Annotated in this window: 15 protein-coding genes; 9 read left to right on the top strand and 6 right to left on the bottom strand. The window is 46.0% G+C overall.

Annotation, left to right across the window (positions count from 1 at the left end; translation table 11 throughout):
- Positions 1–124 precede the first annotated feature (124 nt).
- The 3 genes from B5D50_RS15045 to ettA all read left to right on the top strand — a co-directional run bounded on the left by B5D50_RS15045 (position 125) and on the right by ettA (position 5,138).
- Positions 125–2,080 (top strand): nucleoside-diphosphate sugar epimerase/dehydratase, encoded by a 1,956-nt coding sequence (locus B5D50_RS15045; protein WP_078923481.1) that lies wholly within the window; start codon positions 125–127, stop codon positions 2,078–2,080.
- Positions 2,081–2,145: 65 nt separating this feature from the next.
- The gene (locus tag B5D50_RS15040; RefSeq protein WP_078923480.1) at positions 2,146–3,474 is read left to right on the top strand and encodes a Wzz/FepE/Etk N-terminal domain-containing protein; all 1,329 of its coding nucleotides are present in this window, start codon (positions 2,146–2,148) and stop codon (positions 3,472–3,474) included.
- Positions 3,471–5,138: an energy-dependent translational throttle protein EttA gene (gene ettA / locus B5D50_RS15035; protein ID WP_078923479.1), complete on the top strand. Its 1,668-nt coding sequence runs from the start codon at positions 3,471–3,473 to the stop codon at positions 5,136–5,138. The genes B5D50_RS15040 and ettA overlap by 4 nt, the downstream gene beginning before the upstream one ends.
- A gap of 101 nt (positions 5,139–5,239) precedes the next feature.
- On the opposite strand, the gene B5D50_RS15030 is transcribed toward ettA, so the two are convergent.
- Positions 5,240–6,184, bottom strand: a complete 945-nt coding sequence (locus B5D50_RS15030; protein WP_159448651.1) for a transglycosylase SLT domain-containing protein — start codon at positions 6,182–6,184, stop codon at positions 5,240–5,242.
- Positions 6,185–6,476: 292 nt separating this feature from the next.
- On the opposite strand from B5D50_RS15030, the gene mnmC reads away from it, so the two are divergent.
- Together mnmC and B5D50_RS15020 are read left to right on the top strand one after the other, a co-directional pair.
- On the top strand, positions 6,477–8,492 hold the full coding sequence (mnmC, locus tag B5D50_RS15025; RefSeq protein WP_078923477.1) for a bifunctional tRNA (5-methylaminomethyl-2-thiouridine)(34)-methyltransferase MnmC2/FAD-dependent 5-carboxymethylaminomethyl-2-thiouridine(34) oxidoreductase MnmC1: 2,016 nt from the start codon (positions 6,477–6,479) through the stop codon (positions 8,490–8,492).
- A gap of 114 nt (positions 8,493–8,606) precedes the next feature.
- Positions 8,607–8,993, top strand: a complete 387-nt coding sequence (locus tag B5D50_RS15020; protein WP_078923476.1) for a hypothetical protein — start codon at positions 8,607–8,609, stop codon at positions 8,991–8,993.
- Between the two features lie 93 nt (positions 8,994–9,086).
- On the opposite strand, the gene B5D50_RS15015 is transcribed toward B5D50_RS15020, so the two are convergent.
- Together B5D50_RS15015 and B5D50_RS15010 are read right to left on the bottom strand one after the other, a co-directional pair.
- Positions 9,087–9,701: a hypothetical protein gene (locus B5D50_RS15015; protein WP_078923475.1), complete on the bottom strand. Its 615-nt coding sequence runs from the start codon at positions 9,699–9,701 to the stop codon at positions 9,087–9,089.
- 12 nt (positions 9,702–9,713) lie between these two features.
- Positions 9,714–10,160 carry a hypothetical protein gene (locus B5D50_RS15010; protein WP_078923474.1) on the bottom strand — a complete coding sequence of 149 codons (447 nt, stop codon included), beginning with the start codon at positions 10,158–10,160 and terminating at the stop codon, positions 9,714–9,716.
- A 297-nt stretch (positions 10,161–10,457) separates the two neighbouring features.
- Here B5D50_RS15010 and B5D50_RS15005 point away from each other — a divergent pair, with 297 nt between their 5' ends.
- The 4 genes from B5D50_RS15005 (at position 10,458) to dapD (ending at position 14,739) form a co-directional block, all read left to right on the top strand.
- A complete protein-coding gene (locus B5D50_RS15005; RefSeq protein WP_078923473.1) occupies positions 10,458–11,105 on the top strand; it encodes a hypothetical protein in 648 nt (215 codons plus the stop codon).
- Positions 11,106–11,134: 29 nt separating this feature from the next.
- The gene (locus B5D50_RS20650; protein WP_078923472.1) at positions 11,135–12,592 is read left to right on the top strand and encodes a c-type cytochrome; all 1,458 of its coding nucleotides are present in this window, start codon (positions 11,135–11,137) and stop codon (positions 12,590–12,592) included.
- Positions 12,593–12,700: 108 nt separating this feature from the next.
- A complete protein-coding gene (gene dapC / locus B5D50_RS14995; RefSeq protein WP_078923471.1) occupies positions 12,701–13,894 on the top strand; it encodes a succinyldiaminopimelate transaminase in 1,194 nt (397 codons plus the stop codon).
- 20 nt (positions 13,895–13,914) lie between these two features.
- Positions 13,915–14,739: a 2,3,4,5-tetrahydropyridine-2,6-dicarboxylate N-succinyltransferase gene (gene dapD / locus B5D50_RS14990; protein WP_078923470.1), complete on the top strand. Its 825-nt coding sequence runs from the start codon at positions 13,915–13,917 to the stop codon at positions 14,737–14,739.
- On the opposite strand, the gene B5D50_RS14985 is transcribed toward dapD, so the two are convergent.
- From B5D50_RS14985 to B5D50_RS14975, 3 genes are read right to left on the bottom strand one after another with little or no spacing between them, the layout of a single operon-like run.
- Positions 14,736–15,197 (bottom strand): rhodanese-like domain-containing protein, encoded by a 462-nt coding sequence (locus B5D50_RS14985; RefSeq protein WP_078923469.1) that lies wholly within the window; start codon positions 15,195–15,197, stop codon positions 14,736–14,738. The two genes, dapD and B5D50_RS14985, sit on opposite strands and share 4 nt — an antisense overlap.
- A 12-nt stretch (positions 15,198–15,209) precedes the next feature.
- Positions 15,210–15,881, bottom strand: a complete 672-nt coding sequence (locus B5D50_RS14980) for a response regulator (RefSeq protein ID WP_078923468.1) — start codon at positions 15,879–15,881, stop codon at positions 15,210–15,212.
- 25 nt (positions 15,882–15,906) lie between these two features.
- A complete protein-coding gene (locus tag B5D50_RS14975; protein WP_078923467.1) occupies positions 15,907–17,607 on the bottom strand; it encodes a histidine kinase in 1,701 nt (566 codons plus the stop codon).

The raw sequence follows: 17,607 nt of genomic DNA, 5'->3' as shown, positions 1-17,607 counted from the left end.
TATTAAACAAACCAGTAAACGCATCGTGTACAAAATGACAAATTCACAACTCATAACAAAATCATAACGCTCATCCATCAAAATCCTTTAGAATCACGCTTATTTGCTTGAAATCCGCACTATTATGACTAGCTTTTTCTTTAATTTAGATCGCTGGAAAAAACGCATCATCATCATGTTGCTGGATTTGTTATTGATCCCTTTAGCAATTTGGGTGAGTTTTGCTTTACGCCTTGGTACTTGGAATCCACCACTCAATGATGGGATTTGGATGTTGGGGCTGGCGCCCTTAATTGTGTTGCCTATTTTTGTCCGCTTAGGTTTATACCGTGCGGTGATTCGCTTTATTGGCGGCCAACAAGCAGTGATGGCAGTATTAAAGGGGGTCACGCTATCCACCATGATTTTAGCACTGATTGCCGTGTTGGCAAATTGGCAGGGAATACCACGCTCTATTTTCCTTATTTACTGGGGAACTGCTTTTTTGTTTGTAGGCGGCAGTCGATATTTAATTCGATTAGTTTATGCACGCCATTACCTAAAAAGTGAAAAGGCACATATTATTATTTATGGAGCAGGTGAGGCAGGAATTCAATTAGCTAATGCCTTAGTACGTAATGAAGATTACAGAGCCGTCGCTTATATTGATGATAACCCCACTTTAAATAAAGCAATTATCCAAGGTTTGCAGGTTTATAAGCCCTCTCAATTAAATAATTTGATTGCAAAAATGCAAGTCAGCCAAGTTTTTTTAGCTATGCCGAATATTAGTAAAGCCCGTAAACGTGAAATTTTACAATTCCTCGAGCCATTTCCTCTACATGTACTGACTATTCCTAATGTCTCTGAGCTTATTTCTGGGGAGCGGCGTATTGATGAGGTACGTGAAATTGAAGTGGATGAATTATTGGGTCGAGAACCGGTAGAACCTGATCAAGAGCTATTAAGTAGCTGTATAGAAAATAAAGTTGTGATGGTAACCGGAGCGGGAGGCTCAATTGGCTCTGAGCTTTGCCGTCAAATCATTCATCTAAATCCTCGCCAACTTATTTTATTTGAAGCTTCAGAGTTTGCTCTTTACAGTATAGAAAATGAACTATTGAACTTATTGCAAGCAGCAGCTATTGAACTCCCTAAAACCTATTTAATTCCAGCTCTAGGCTCTGTACAAAACCAAAAACGCTTAGAAGAGATTATGCAGCGCTATAAAGTGAATACCATTTATCACGCTGCAGCTTATAAACATGTACCTTTAGTTGAACATAATCCTTTAGAGGGTATTTTGAATAATACTTTTGGGACTTTATATGCAGCGCTGGCAGCTAAAAATACTAAAGTACGCCATTTTGTATTGATTTCTACTGATAAAGCGGTGCGCCCCACCAATGTTATGGGTGCAAGCAAACGTATGGCTGAGTTAGTCCTGCAAGCCTTAGCTCAACACACTAGTCAAACTATTTTTAGTATAGTGCGTTTTGGCAATGTGCTAGGATCTTCAGGTTCAGTTGTGCCTTTGTTTCGTAAGCAAATTCAAGCCGGTGGACCAATCACCATCACTCATCCTGATATTATTCGTTATTTTATGACTATTCCCGAAGCTGCGCTCTTGGTTATTCAAGCAGGGGCTTTAGCGCGTGGAGGGGAAGTATTTTTACTTGATATGGGCGAGCCGGTTAAAATTGTTGACCTTGCTAAACGCATGGTGCATTTATCCGGCTTTAATATTAAAGATGAACAAAATCCTGATGGAAATATTGAACTCAAATTTACTGGCTTACGCCCCGGTGAAAAGCTCTATGAAGAGTTACTAATTGATAGCCAAGCGGATAAAACCACTCATCCTAAAATTTTTAAAGCCCATGAAAACTATTTATTCTGGCAAGATTTAGAGCCAATACTCGATGACTTGCTCCAAGCCTGTCAACAGAGAAACTTAGCAAGGATTCAAGCTATCTTAGAAACTCAAGTTTCTGGCTTTAAAGGCTCGCTTGATGTACAGGCCAATCTGCTAAAAAAGTCAGTTAGTACCTCTGGTACATCAACCACTCACTCAAATGTCACTTTACTGGTCAGTCGATAAGTCGTTGATCTAACCAACCAGTACAAGCAATTTATTAATTTTTAAATAAAGTTTAGATAAAACCAATGGCTCAAGTTACTTACCATGACAATACTGTTGTCAACGCCTCAACCGAGGATGATGAAATAAATTTTAGTGATTTAGTAAAAACAATTATTAGATACTGGAAAATCGCAGTTATTATTACTGCAGCTATTTTACTCGGTAGCTTAGTTTATGTTTTATTGGTTACCCCAGTATATAAAGCCAAAGTATCTTACTTGCCACCCACTTTTGGCGATGTTGCACCACTTAGAATTCCAACGAGTAGTGACCAAAATATTACAGAGAAAGATCTTGACTTAGCTAAAAAAATTTACATGGATTTTGAAAAGAACCTCAATTCTTTAAAATTACGGAGAGAAATTTTCGATAAAATGAATTTACTTCCGCTACTCAATAAAAACGCTAATGAGCAAACAAATATAGAAGCAGTCTTCAATAAGTTTAATGAAAAAATAACGATTGAAAAACCAATAGCCAAGAAAGATGGGCCTGTAGTACCCGCGATTCACTTAACCTTGAAAGGTAGCGATCCGCAATTTCTTGCCGATGTGCTTAATCAAATCAGTGATCATGTTCAAGCGACCACCAAGCAAGAAGTGATTCGCGATATTTCAGAGCAAGTTAGCTTTAAAAAAGCACAATTAACTCGAGAAATCAATGAATTACGCTCCAAAGCCGAACGCCAAAAGAATGATATGATTACCAAACTTCAAGAAACCGATCAAGTTGAACGCGAAAAGCTAGAAGATCAAATTAAAACCTTAAGAGATAGCGCTAAAACCAAGCGTATGGATCAAATTACCGTCTTAACTGAAGCCGCAAAGATTGCTGAAAGTATTGGTTTAGTTGAAAAATCAGCCTTATTAGAAAATACGGCGATCACTACCGAGCGTAATGCTTTTTATACTGAGGTGAATACTCAGCCGCAACCGCTGTATTTACGTGGCTCTAAAGCCCTACAGTCTGAAATTAAAGAGCTGACTGAGCGTCGCTCAGATGATCCATTTATTCCGGGCTTACGTGATTTAGAGGATAAAGTCGCTTTGTTAAAAACCAATCCCCAGGTAGAGGCTTTAAAACTGCGTAAAGACAATGATGCTTTTATTGAAACCCTACGTGATAAAGAATCTGAACTTGCTATCCTAGAAGCCTTTAAAATTGACCCTAACCAAGTCAAGGTTGCTAGTCTAGACCAAGCCGCCTATCCTCCAGAAACACGTGAAAGCCCCAAGCGCACTAAGATCATCGCTTTCGGCGCAATCATTGGTTTGTTCCTTGGCATAATGGCAGCCTTTATGGTTAACTTCTGGCATTCTTTACGCCTTGAAGACGCAGGAAAAGCAGAATGACCCAATACATCTACACCATGAACGGAGTCGGCAAGGTCGTACCGCCGAACCGTTTTATTTTAAAAGATATTTATTTAAACTTTTTCCCCGGTGCAAAGATTGGGGTGCTCGGTTATAACGGAGCAGGTAAGTCGACTTTATTACGCATTATGGCGGGGATTGATCAAGAGATTGTGGGTGAAGCTCGACCACAACCGGGGATTAATATCGGTTATCTCGCTCAAGAGCCGCAGCTTGATCCGACTAAAAATGTGCGCGGAAATATCGAAGAAGGTTTAAAAGTCATAAAACAGGCACAGGAAAAGCTTGAAGCCGTGTATGCAGCGTATGCCGAGCCTGATGCTGATTTTGATGCTCTAGCAGCGGAGCAAGCTCGCTTAGAGAATATTCTACAAGCCGCCGATGTGCATAATCTTGAGCATACCCTAGAAGTTGCTGCTGATGCTTTGCGTCTACCGCCTTGGGATGCGGAGGTTGCTACGCTCTCGGGTGGGGAAAAGCGGCGGGTAGCTCTCTGTCGCTTGCTATTATCCTCACCGGATATGTTGATTCTAGACGAACCCACTAACCATTTAGATGCTGAATCCGTGGCATGGCTGGAGCGATTTCTTCAGGAATTCCCAGGGACGGTGGTCGCTGTCACGCATGACCGTTATTTTTTGGATAATGTGGCAGGTTGGATTTTAGAACTTGATCGTGGGCAGGGAATTCCTTGGGAAGGTAATTACTCATCTTGGCTGGATCAAAAAGAGCGGCGCTTAACTCAAGAAAAGAAAGCTGAACAAGGGCGCTTGAAAGCCATGAAAGAGGAGTTAGAGTGGGTACGCTCGAATCCCAAAGGGCGACAAGCCAAAAGCAAAGCCCGGATGCAACGCTTTGAAGAGTTATCTTCCAGTGACTACCAAAAACGCGCTGAAACCAATGAAATCTATATTGCACCAGGGCCACGTTTAGGCGATTTAGTGATTGAAGCTAATCAGATTAATAAAGCCTTTGGCGATCGGGTGCTCTATGAAAACTTGAGTTTCAATCTGCCTAAGGGCAGTATTGTGGGCATTATCGGTCCTAATGGCGCAGGCAAAACCACCCTATTCCGCATGATTACCGGTCAAGAACAACCCGATGCCGGTGAATTTCGGGTCGGTGACACGGTGAAGATTGCTTATGTCGATCAATCTCGAGATGACCTTGATCCGAATAAAACGGTCTTCCAAGAAATTGCTGATGGTCAGGATCTGATGAATGTTAATGGCTATCAGATTCAAGCCAGAGCTTATTGTGGGCGCTTTAACTTCAAAGGGGATGCCCAACAAAAACGGATTGGCGATTTATCTGGGGGGGAGCGTAATCGAGTCCATTTAGCTAAATTGCTCAAATCAGGGGGCAATTTATTATTGCTAGACGAACCCACCAATGACCTGGATGTAGAAACCCTCCGTGCCTTAGAAGAAGCGCTGCTGAACTTCCCTGGTTGTGCGGTAGTGATTTCGCATGACCGCTGGTTTCTCGACCGGATCGCCACCCATATCCTAGCTTTCGAAGGGGATTCGCAAGTCACTTGGTTTGAAGGTAATTACAGTGGTTATGCCGAAGACTATAAGCGTCGGCATGGTCATGAGCTGCACCCGCAACGCATCAAATATAAGCGCTTAAAAACAGCCTAGCACTTATATCTTTAGTCATGCCCCAAAAGCAAAAGCCCTCTTCCGAGGGCTTTTTTATTTGTTTCCTACTTATTTTTATTTGGCTGATCTGCACTGACTGATTAATCAACTAAACGGCATTCTGAAACTTTCAACACCTGACCGGGCTTGATAACGGCACGTTTAGTTTCCATGTCATTGTAACGCTTGATCATGATTTTCGAAGAACCCGTTACTCGGCTGATTCGATCAATCGAATCATTATCCTTCACGGTATAAAAGAAACTACGTTCGCCTTTTTTGTCTTTGTGGGAGGTGGCTCGGTGGAGCTTTTTGGAGGCTGTCATACAGCTTGGGAGGAGGCGTTTTTCGATGGCTTTGGGGGTGAGAACACGTTCCGTGGCTTGCGATCGCAATCGCTTACCCGTAATCACAGGTTCAGGCTCATCGACTTCAACCCTCGCAGCGACTAACTGATCCTCCACAAAACTGGCCTTTTGAAACTGTGCCGCTGCTGCAATATTCGGTGTAAACAAAACCTGCCCTCGATTATTCGATAACTTACGATAGGCGTTTAAGACTTGAACCAAATAGCGGCGCGTTTCTTGATAAGGTACATTCCAACCGTGACGATCCACTGTACCCTCGCCTGAATTATAAGCCGCAACCGCATGATAAATACTGCCATCATAGCGCTCTAGCAACCAACGTAAATAGCGTGTACCCGCATGTACATTATGCGTCACGCTTTTATCCGTTGCCCCAAAGCGGCGAGCGGTCGCGGGCATCAATTGCATCAGCCCATAAGCACCTTTGTGGGAAACGGCGGTTGGTCGGAAACAGGTTTCGGCAGTGATCACTGCCTTAATTAAATCAGCGCTGACTCCATACTCCATCGAAACCGCATTAATCAGGTTCTGATAAGCGCTGGCTTTTTGGCGAATCGTGGTGGGGCTATGTTGATCGCAAGTTCTTAACCCCCCCGCTTGAACATTGACCGTGAATAACAATCCTGTCACACACATTAAGAACTGCACACAAATCCATTGGGACAGTCTTTTTCTCATCTTAGGCATCTCGCTACTTTATGCTAAAAGCACACTAATTAACGGCTGTCAAGATCACACAAATCGAGCCGCATGCAATGCTTTCTGAAAAATCATGGATTTATATAACAAGCACCTAGGAACTCGCTAATCTTTATTTTCGATTGAAAATTAATTTTTCTAATAGTTTTTATCGAAAGCAAGCTGCTGAGCGCGTTAGCAAGGGTCTCCATTGAACGTGGCTTAGGAATTTTTTTATAGGTCGAAATAAATTTAAGCACTACACTGTCTGCGTTAGAGACTAAAAAAATTTATGTTGCCTGAAATTCATCCTGCACAAATTGAACTGGATGCGAATGGACTACCCTTCGCAATTGAGTACGGTGATCGCTACTTTTCACGTGAAAATGGGTTAGCCGAGGCTCGCCATGTGTTTTTACAAGGCAATCAGCTACCCAAGGCTTGGCAAAATAAAGAGCAATTTGTGATCGCAGAAACCGGCTTTGGTACGGGCTTAAATTTCCTAGCCACTTGGCAAGCATGGGCGAATGACCCCCAACGTTGCCAAACCCTTCATTATATCTCGATTGAAAAGCATCCCCTTCCCAAATCGGTATTGGCTAAGCTGTTAGCCAATTGGGTTGAGCTTAGCGAATTCAGTACTGCCTTAGTTGAACAATACCCTCCGGTACTTGCAGGCCTGCATCAACTTAATTTTGCTAAGCACCATCTTAAGCTAAGTTTATGGTTTGCAGATGCACGTACCGCCTTAAATGAGTTGGTTGCTCAAGTTGATGCTTGGTATTTGGATGGGTTTGCACCTGCTAAAAACCCTGATTTGTGGTCACCCTCTATTTTTCAAGCGCTTGCAGACCACAGCCATCCTCAAACTAGCTTGGCCAGCTTTACGGTCGCGGGTCAAGTCCGACGTGATTTGCAAGCAGCCGGGTTTATCTGTGCAAAGCAGATGGGTTTTGGGCAAAAGCGTGAAATGCTGACTGCCTATTTTCAACCAGCAACGGGTACTCGTAAGCCGTTAGAGTTGGCTTGGTTTAGTTTGCCACCCGTGCCATCGTTAGCATCAACACACACGAAGCATCAAACCGGCCATCAAACAGATAGTAAAACAGCCACCGTCATTGGCGCAGGTATTGCGGGCTGTCAAATCGCCTATGCTTTGGCTCGACGCGGTTGGCAAGTCCACTTGCTTGAACGCCACCCCAAGCTAGCTCAAGAGGCCTCAGGCAATCGTGCGGGTGTGTTAAGCCCGAAAATGACGGCTGAGCCGGATTGGGGGGAGCGCTTTTATCGACAGTCATTTTTATATGCTTTAGGCCAATTAAATCATTTCGCCCGTGATCCTGCGAATACTGAATTGGAATGGCAAGCTTCTGGGGTCTTGCAGCTGAATCACAATCCGAGCGAACTTAAGCGTTGGCAGGCCTTGCAAAAACGCGCCTTAGCAGCGGAATTTATCCAGTTAGTGGAAGCCGATACGGCTGCTGTTTTAGCTGGCCTCCCCCTGACGATGGGCGGTAGTTACTTCCCCCAAGGGGGTTATTTATATCCTCGCAGTTGGTGTCAGACCCTCATCAAACAACCTTTGATTCAGCTACACACCCGAACTGAAGCCTTAACGCTGGTACAAACGCAGGCTCACACTTGGCAAATACTTAATCAAACGGGTGAGTTGATCATCGAATCCAGCCTAGTGATTGTCGCCAATGGCAAAGATGCGGGGCAATTCTCACAAACTCGTTTTTTACCCTTATTGCCGGTACGGGGGCAAACTACTCAAGCCGAGGCTAGCGCTTATACCCGTCAGCTGAGCATGAGTTTAGGCCATGAAGGTTATTTAACTCCGGCTATTCACGGCCAACATATTTTTGGAGCGAGCTTCGAACGGGGTGAAGTGAATCATGCATTAAAAGACAGCGATAATGAAGTTAATTACCAGCAATTAAAGCGCACCCTCCCTGAATTTGCTGCCGAATTAGGTCCTAAACACAGTAGCCATGCCGCGATTCGCATAACAACGCCGGATCGTTATCCGATAGTAGGTCCTTTAGTAGACCCCGAGTTATTTCGGCAAGCTTATGCGGGTATTCAACACGGGGCTGGCTATAAAACTTGGCCAAGGGCAGCGTATCAAACGGGGTTATTTATCAGTGCAGGCTATGGGTCAAGAGGCCTGACCACCGCCGCTTTATGCAGTGAATTACTCGCCGCACTGATTAATAGTGAACCATTACCTATTGATCGGAGTCTGTACTACAAATTGCATCCAGCACGATTTTTATTAAAGAAGCTACAACAAAATCGCGATTGACCCTAATTCATTGAATAGGTTACAAATCTATTCTGACCCATTAGATAGTCATGTTGAGCTTCTGAGCTTCAGTTGCTTTTGCTAAACCCCAACCCAATCAAGAAGGAGAACCCCATGAAACAACCTTGGCTGCTAACCTTGGCATTATGTCTCGCTTCCGGTACGGCTGCTGCCCAACAATGGGAGGCTAAATGTACAGATGGTAAAAATCTACACTATTTGCAGACTTTAAATGGTGAAGGTTATTTATATATGACAGTGAATTTGCCAACCAATGAAAAGCGGGTATTTCCTTTCGCACGCATGCGCCAAACGATGTTTAATGGTGAAGCGATTTGTGGCGAAATTGTCAATGGCTTAAAAACTCGCACGAACAAACCCGTCACCCAATATTGTGTCAATCGGGTTTCTAAGTTGATCTATATGAAATACCAAGACCCCTTAGAACAACAACCCTTGGTGAGTGGTAAATTCTGCGACGCTACCGTACTGCAACGTTAAGCTTCCCGAGTATCCGCCATTGCCTTAAGCTGGGATGGCGGATAAATCTAAACAGCTTCCAGCATCCTACTGATGCTGGTGTCATCCAAGCCATCAAGGTTTGACTTTATTTTCAGCGGTCATTTCCGAGGTCTGTCGAACCTGCTCTAATTGCCGCGTCAACTCTAGATTACGCTGCTCCAATGCCTGCATTTGTTGCTCTAGCCGCTGGCGCTCAGTCGAGAGCTGGCTGGATTGATCACGGACAGAGCTTAGATTTTTCAACATTTTTTCATAGCGCTTACGATCTTTAGCTGAGAGCGCTTTTAATTCTTTTTCTGAGAGCATTAAGTGTTCAGGCACTGCAGCGACCTCTACTGGCTTTACGGTCGATGTCGATACCGTCGGTGTCGATTTTGCACTCGCCGCTAGCTCAGACGGCTCTATGGCTTGTGTAGCAGCAAGAGTTGAAGTGGCTTCGGTCTGAATCGCTCGAGCAGCTGCAGGCTCTTGAACCGGATCAAGTTCGGGAATGGCCGTTACTGCTGGATCAGGGGTATTCGCCTCAGCGTCATTGGCCGCTAATTGCAGAGGTTCTTCGGTCGTGTCGGCCTTTAAAGCCGTTGCGCCTGTTAAATTCACTTGATTACTGAGCAACCATAACAAACCGAGAGTCAGTGCCGCCAAGGCAAACAACAGACCGATTAAGCGAGTATTACTGAGGTACACGAAATATTTTCCTTATTTATGACTAGCGAATAGCTGTTGCCACCAGCGTCGACGATTCTGTGGAACAGGAACTGTAGGCGGCAAGTCGATTGGTTTTAGTTTAGAAATAATCCATGCCGGTAAAAGTTGCCCACCCTTACTGCCACACATCGTACCTAAATTATGCGGATCAAAGATTTTAATCAAGCTAGGCTGCTGAAAATTATCAACATATACAATCCCACAATAATCCTCAGCATGTTCGCGCCTTAATAAATGGTCAACCTCCTGAATGAAGCGCTCTACTTGATCTGCATTCGCAGTCTGCACCGGTGGTGGCTCCCCGACTGCATATAAATACCACTCACTCGACGGACTACTGCGCACAGTTTGCCACAAGGCATCCAATTGCGGCCACCTTAGAACGCCTTGAAAGCTCCCACGAAACACATGAAGAAAATCAAGGTTTTTCTCAATCACAACGACTCTCCACCCCTATAAAACTCTGCCAATCTGCACCTTAGTGTGACTAAGAATGGTTAGTTAATTGCTATGAACACAAGGACTTAGCCTAGTTAATACTTAGATCTGCACAAACTCTGCAAATTCATGCACCTAGCCTACTTATGTATTAAAGAACGGTAATTGACAGCTATAACAAAGCTCCCTAGGATGCGCACATCCCACCCCAAAGCTGAAATCAGCTCGGTAAGGTGATTGCTAGCGGCAATTTAGGACTAATTTAACCTATTTTTTTGAATTTTGGAGAATAATCTAATGAAAAATGTTACCGTCGGTTTATCCACTTTAGTCTTAAGTTTAGGCCTGTTAGCAGGTTGTGGTGAGAAGGCTGAGAACGCAGCAACACCTAGCCAAACCACTGAAAAAGCAGCTGAAACTACGACCGAAGCCGCTAAAGCCACTGCCACTAATGCAGGTCAAGCAGTTGAAAATGCATCAGCTGCTACTGAGAAAGCAGCTGATGCAACTGCCGAAGCGGCTAAAGCCACTGCAGATGCGGCTGCTCAAGCCACGGAAAATGCAGCTAAAGCCACTGCTGAGGCAGCAACCAATGCAGCTGAAACAGTAAAGGATGCAGCAGCAACGGCGGTTGAAGTCACTAGCGAAGCGGCTAAAACTACCTTAGATGCGGCTCAAAGTGCAGGTCAAGCTGCCGGCGAAGCGGTTAAAGAAACCGCACAAGATGCAGCCGCAGCAACGGCAGCCGCAGCAGAAGCAGTGGCAGATGGTACTAAAGAAGCAGTCAAAGCGACTGCTGATGCGGCCAGCAATGCTGCTCAAGGTGCTGCCGATGCAGTGACTCAGGCGGCAGAAGCGACTAAAGAAGCTGTTGAAGAAGATGGGGAAGAGGCGGCCAAAAGTGTACAACCCGCAGGCACCACTGAAGCCCCAAAAACTAACTAGTTTTTAATATGTAACCGGGAGCTTAGGCTATGAAACAAGTTGTTGTCAGTATCTCTACTCTTTTTCTCACCGTAGGTCTTTTAAGTGGCTGTGGTGAAAAAAACGAGGCCGCCAAAACAACGACTCAAACCACGGAGTCAGCGGCTAAAACTACGACTGAAACAGCCCCGCCAGCAACCCAAGCCACCCCGGAAGCAGCAAAGCCTACGACTGAAACGACTAGCGAAGCCGCAACAGCTACTGCTGATGCGGCTAAAGCAACGGCAGAGACTGCAACAACGACTGCAACACAAACAGCTACTGCTACGGATACTGCTCAAACAACCACAAGCACCACCGAAGCAACGGCTAAACCCGCTGAAACTAGCGACACTCCAGCGGCCAGTACCGCCGAAGCAGCAACATCCACTGCTACCAGTAGTGCTGAAACAGCACCAACCACTGAAGCCGCAAAGCCTGTAGAAGCTATAGCAGCGACAGCAACTGCCAGCCCTAGCTCTGAAGCTACAACCGAAGCCGCTAAGCCTGCCGATACCGCAGCAGCTACTCCGACAGAACCCGCTAAGCCTGCTGATACTGCAACAGCTACTCCGACAGAAGCCGCTAAACCGGCTGACACTACAGCAGCTACTCCGACAGAAGCCGCTAAGCCTGCTGATACTGCAACAGCTACTCCGACAGAAGCCGCTAAGCCTGCCGATACTGCGAGCATGAGCACTAGCTCAACTGCTACAGAAGCAGCTCCAGCTGCGGCAACTGCTGCACCCGCCTTAAGTAGCATGACGCTAGCCACAGACACTGCACCCGCCGAAGCCGCTAAACCGGCCGATACGGTAGCCGCCACGCCAACAGAAACCAAGCCTGCAGACACTGCGAGCACTAGTTCAACCACGACTGCAGCAGCTTCAGCCGCAACCGCTGCACCCGCTTTAAGTGGCATGACGCTCACCACGGAAGCTGCAGCAGCTAGCACGACTGCAACCGTTGCACCCACAGAAGCTGCTAAACCAACAGATACTGCAAGTTCAACCACGGCTGAAACAGCTTCAGCCGCAACCGCTGCACCTGCTTTAAGTGGCATGACGCTCACCACGGAAGCTGCAGCAGCTAGCACGACTGCAACCGTTGCACCCACAGAAGCCGCTAAACCTACTGACACGACTGCAACTCCAGCACCTACAGCAACTGATCCTGCAACTGCTACTCAAGCAGCTCCGACAGCTGCTCCGGCTGCACCGACTTCTGCTATCAATGGCGAGCAAATTTATCGCTCTTTATGCTTCAGTTGCCATGATATGGCCGTCGCTAATGCGCCTAAACTCGGTGATAAAACAGCATGGGCACCACGAATTGCCGCTGGTATGGATACACTTTATACCAACTCCATTAAAGGCAAGAATGCCATGCCCGCCAAAGGTGGCAATGCGTCCCTAACGGATGATGAAGTCAAAGCCGCTGTCGATTTCATGCTCTCCAGCGTGAAATAAAGGTATTACTCCGACTGCCAATGGAAAGCCTCTATGGAGGCTTTTCTTTTTTATAGCCCTGTCCTGTATAATCTCTTGTTTTAGCCAACCCCTGCCCGTGTCAGTCGCATGAACAGTGATTTAAATCAGCTCCACCCTTATCCTTTCGAGAAAATCCGTCACCTTCTCAAAGAGGTGATCCCAGCGAACCAACCTGCCGTTTCATTAGCGATTGGTGAGCCGAAACACCCTACGCCAGACTTCATTCACCAAGCCGTGATTGAGCATTTACAAGGCTTGGCTACTTATCCTGCGACCAAGGGTGAAACACATTTACGCCAAGTGATTAGTACTTGGCTCACGCAGCGCTTTCAATTGCCGCTAGGTTCGTTAGACCCTGAACAACAAGTGCTACCTGTCAATGGCACACGGGAAGCCTTATTTGCCTTTGCACAAGCCGTGGTTGATCGCCAGCATCAGCCAGCGATACTGATGCCGAATCCCTTCTATCAGATTTATGAAGGGGCTGCCTTACTCGCTGGAGCTGAACCCGTTTATTTAAATTGCACAGAAGAGCATGGCTTTATCCCCGATTTCGATGCGGTACCGGCTGAGCTTTGGCAACGTTGCCAAATCTTATATATCTGCACCCCCGGGAATCCGACCGGTGCAGTCATGTCGATTGCTCAGCTACAAAAACTGATTAATTTGGCCCAACAGTATAATTTTGTGATTGCCTCCGATGAGTGCTATTCCGAGTTATATTTTGATGAAACTAAGCCTCCCGTAGGTTTATTACAAGCAGCTGCTCAAATGGGGAATAGCAGCTATAAGCATTGCGTGGTATTTCATAGTTTGTCGAAGCGCTCGAATGTGCCGGGGATGCGTTCTGGGTTTATTGCGGGAGATGCCGAGATTTTAGCGAAGTTTTTGCTCTATCGGACTTATCATGGCTGTGCCATGCCGCCACCGTTCCAAGCGGCGAGCGCTATTGCTTGGCAAGATGAGGCTCATGTGCGTACTAACCGTGATCAATACCGTGTGAAATTTGAGGCAGTATTGGAAATTTTATCGCCCGTTATGGCGGTAAAAAAACCGGATGCAGGTTTTTATTTGTGGCCGACTACCCCGATAGATGATCAGGTCTTTACCAAGACCCTAGTCGCACGGGCGAATGTGCATATTGTTCCCGGTAGCTATTTATCGCGAGCAACCACTGCCGGTAATCCGGGGCAAAATCGAGTGCGAATGGCTTTAGTGGCTACGCAAGCAGAGTGTATTGAGGCGGCACAACGTATCCGTCATGTGATTGAAAATTTGTAAGAATTGCTTTGGAGAGATCAATGTCTGATTTACAAGCTAGCATCGAAGCGGCGTTTGAGCGTCGTGCCGAAATTACCCCGAAAAATGTGGATGCAGCCACTCGGGATGCAGTGAACACCACCTTAGACTTATTAAATAGCGGTAAAGCACGGGTCGCTGAGCGCCAAGGCGTAGGCCAATGGGTGGTCAATGAGTGGTTAAAGAAAGCCGTCCTGCTCTCTTTCCGCATCAATGACAATGTAGTGATGGCCGGTGGCTGTACTCAATATTATGACAAAGTACCGTCTAAATTTGCTGATATGAGCAGCGAAGAATTTGCAGCGAGTGGAATTCGAGTCGTCCCACAGGCGATTGCCCGCCGTGGCTCGTTTATTGCTTCAGGTACTGTCTTAATGCCCTCTTATGTCAATATCGGTGCTTATGTCGATACGGGCACGATGGTGGATACTTGGGCTACCGTCGGTTCTTGTGCACAAATCGGCAAAAATGTGCATTTATCAGGCGGCGTTGGCATTGGTGGTGTATTAGAGCCACTCCAAGCAGCTCCGACTATTATTGAAGATAATTGCTTTATCGGTGCACGCTCAGAAGTCGTTGAAGGCGTTATCGTTGAAGAAGGCTCTGTGATTTCAATGGGAGTCTATATTGGTCAGAGCACTCGTATTTATGATCGTGAAAACGACGAAATCATTTATGGCCGGATTCCAGCCGGTTCGGTGGTCGTTTCAGGTAATTTACCTTCAGCCGATGGCAAATGCAGTTTGTATTGTGCCGTTATTGTCAAGCGCGTGGATGCCAAAACCCGTAGTAAGGTTGGTATCAACGAATTGCTGCGTGGAATTTAAACTGACTCTTGCGTAAGCACTGGCGGATTGAGTAATTGATCCGCCCACTCGCCGTCAACTGGTTCACCGATGGGTGTCACCAGTGGCAGATCATAATCATTCCAACCACGAATCCCCGTCTTGAGAGAATAGACCTGCTCATAGCCAAGCTGTTGTAAGGTCAATGCAGCTAAAGCGCTGCGATTACCGGAGCGACAGACCAAAACGACTGGTTGCTGGCGGGCGTTAACTAAAATAGGCACTGTATCGGAATAACCCCATTCACAAGCGCTTTCCAGAATACCTCGTGGTATCAATAAAGCTTTGGCAATCGTCCCTGTCGCCACTTCGTTGGGTTCACGAATATCGACGACCAGAGTGTCCGGTTGCTGAGCTAATTGATCTTGCAAATCCCAAGGAAAGATTTCACGGATTTGGCTTAGCGCTTCCGCAACTAGATTTTTATAGGTTTTTGCCATCGAAGCCCTTAGTTAGCTGCCATCTGAGGCACTTGCGCGCACCCCATGTTCAACCGCCATCACAGCAGCGGTAATCCGCGAACTGACATTCAGCTTACGCAAGATCGCTTTTACATGCAGTTTTACCGTGCCATCAGAAATCCCTAGATTGCGCGCAATCACTTTATTGCTTTGACCTTCTGCCAGCAAGGTTAAAATTTCATATTCACGCGGAGTCAGTTCAGAAAAAGGATTATCTGACTTGCCTTCGTTTAAATCTCCATTTTCACCACGGACAAAGCGAGCCAACACCGGAGTGAGTTCGGGTGCAACGGCGGTATGGCCGGCTAACACATCACGCAAAGCAATAACCAACTGATCCGGTTCAATATCTTTTAATAAATAACCACGCGCACCACTACGCAAGGCTTCAACCAAATCGTTTTCATTCGTACTCGTCGTGAGCATAATCACTTTGAGGGTCGGATGATTTTTGCGTAACTGGCGTAATACCGCCAAACCATCCATATTCGGCATCCGCATATCCAGCAATACAATATCTGGATTCAGTTCGGCGACTTTACGGATACCTTCTTCACCACTACCCACAGCGGCGATCACATTAATTTCACGGCGTACTAATAAATCCTGCAGACCCGCACGAAATAAAGTGTGATCATCAATCAGCAGTATTTTTTCATTCATATTCAGTCCCTCTTTGCAGATTGATTCAATTCGCATGTGCTTGCTTCCCCACTAATTCAGAAAGCTGGCGCACAGGCGGAGCAGTAAAGCTGAGTTGCATTAAAGTTCCACCCTCATCTGGGTCGCTTTCAAACTGGATTTCACCACCAATTTTCTCTGCACGCTCTTGCATAATTTGCATGCCAATATGCTCACCGGTGGTGGGATTCGGTGCAGGTAAAGGCTCAGGTAAGCCAATACCATCATCTTCTACCAAAATACTACAACGCCCTTCTTCAGAGCTATACATCAGTATCCGCACTGTGCTGGCTTTACTGTGCTTACGCACATTAGCCAAGGCCTCCTGTACAATGCGGATCACTTCCACCTCAACATCACGATCTAAATCCTGTAAATTCCAATTATGATAGAAAAATACATCAAAATTAGTCTCTAGCTTGAAGCGGTCAGTGAGCTTTTCAACAGCACGCACCACGCCTTTCCCGTCAATGGGTGCTCGAAAATGCGTGATTAGGCTACGTAATTCAGCATAGGCTTCATCAATATTTTTCTCTAGACCTTCTAGCTCTTGCCAGATAATCTTTTGGTCGCCACGCTGCAAGGAATCATCAAATAAACGGATTTTAAAACGTAAGCTCGCTAAGGTTTGAGCCAAAGAATCATGTAGCTCATGCGCCATACGTGTCCGCTCTTCCATGATAGAAAGCATGCGCGCATCTTCTTCAACGCTGGCCTTTTCAATCGCCATGCCTAAATGCTGACCAATACTCGTTAGCAGCTCATGCTCTTCTTCAAGGCGGACAAATTGATCACGGGAAACAAATAGATTATACACACCGAGTACTTTCTCCCGATAACTAAGGGGAATCGCAAGCATCTCGATCTGCCGTTCCTGTTTAAACATAGGACGACCGATAATCAAGCCGCATTGCCGTAAATCTTCCCGCGCGATAATGACTTGCTCACTAGCGGCCCACCCACATAAACAATCAGGGTGAGGCAAACTAGATTCTAAACGAGCAATATGATTATCTAAGCCAACATACCCGACCAGCTTCATTTGCCCTTCGGCATCTAATAAACGTACCGCAACGGCTTCGGCTTTAAACACCTCTTGCAGAGTGGTTAAAAACCCCTTGAGCAAATCATCTAAGGTATTCGAGCGATTAACATTAGCGGCTACTTCATATAGGACACTGAGGTGATGATTTTTTTGGGCAAGAAACTGCTCTTGACGGTTAAGACGCTGCTGCTGCATCCGCGAAACCGCTTGATAATCATCGGTAATGGCATTGATTTGCTCTCGAATACGAATCGAGGGGCAACCTCTACGTGAGGTTGGCATACGGACGGTTAAATTGCCTTTGCGTAATTCTCTTGCCCAATTGGAGAGATCCGTACCAAACAATACGAATTCCGACCACATCCAATATAAGAGCGTGAGCACGCCAACACCCGCAATAAACCATAAAACGGTCATCACGGGTGGAATCCACGGCTCTTGGGCATCGGTGTGCACTACCCAAAAATACAAAGCACCAATCCCGATAAACCACATGAGTAATAAGCTTAAGGCTACCCGAGCACGTAAGGGAAAGGCAATAACCGGTTTATTACTAGCCGCTTGCTTATTTAAAGACTGTGCACGCAAACCAACAGGGCGAACCCCAGTAGTCGGCTCAAAGACGGATTCAGACTTAGGGCTTTCGACGACGGTGCTGCCCAT

The sequence above is a fragment of the Thiothrix eikelboomii genome, assembly GCF_900167255.1.
In the GTDB taxonomy this organism is placed as follows: Bacteria; Pseudomonadota; Gammaproteobacteria; order Thiotrichales; family Thiotrichaceae; genus Thiolinea; species Thiolinea eikelboomii.
Note: the sequence above shows the minus strand (reverse complement) of the source record. Positions and strands in the feature narration are given on the sequence as shown.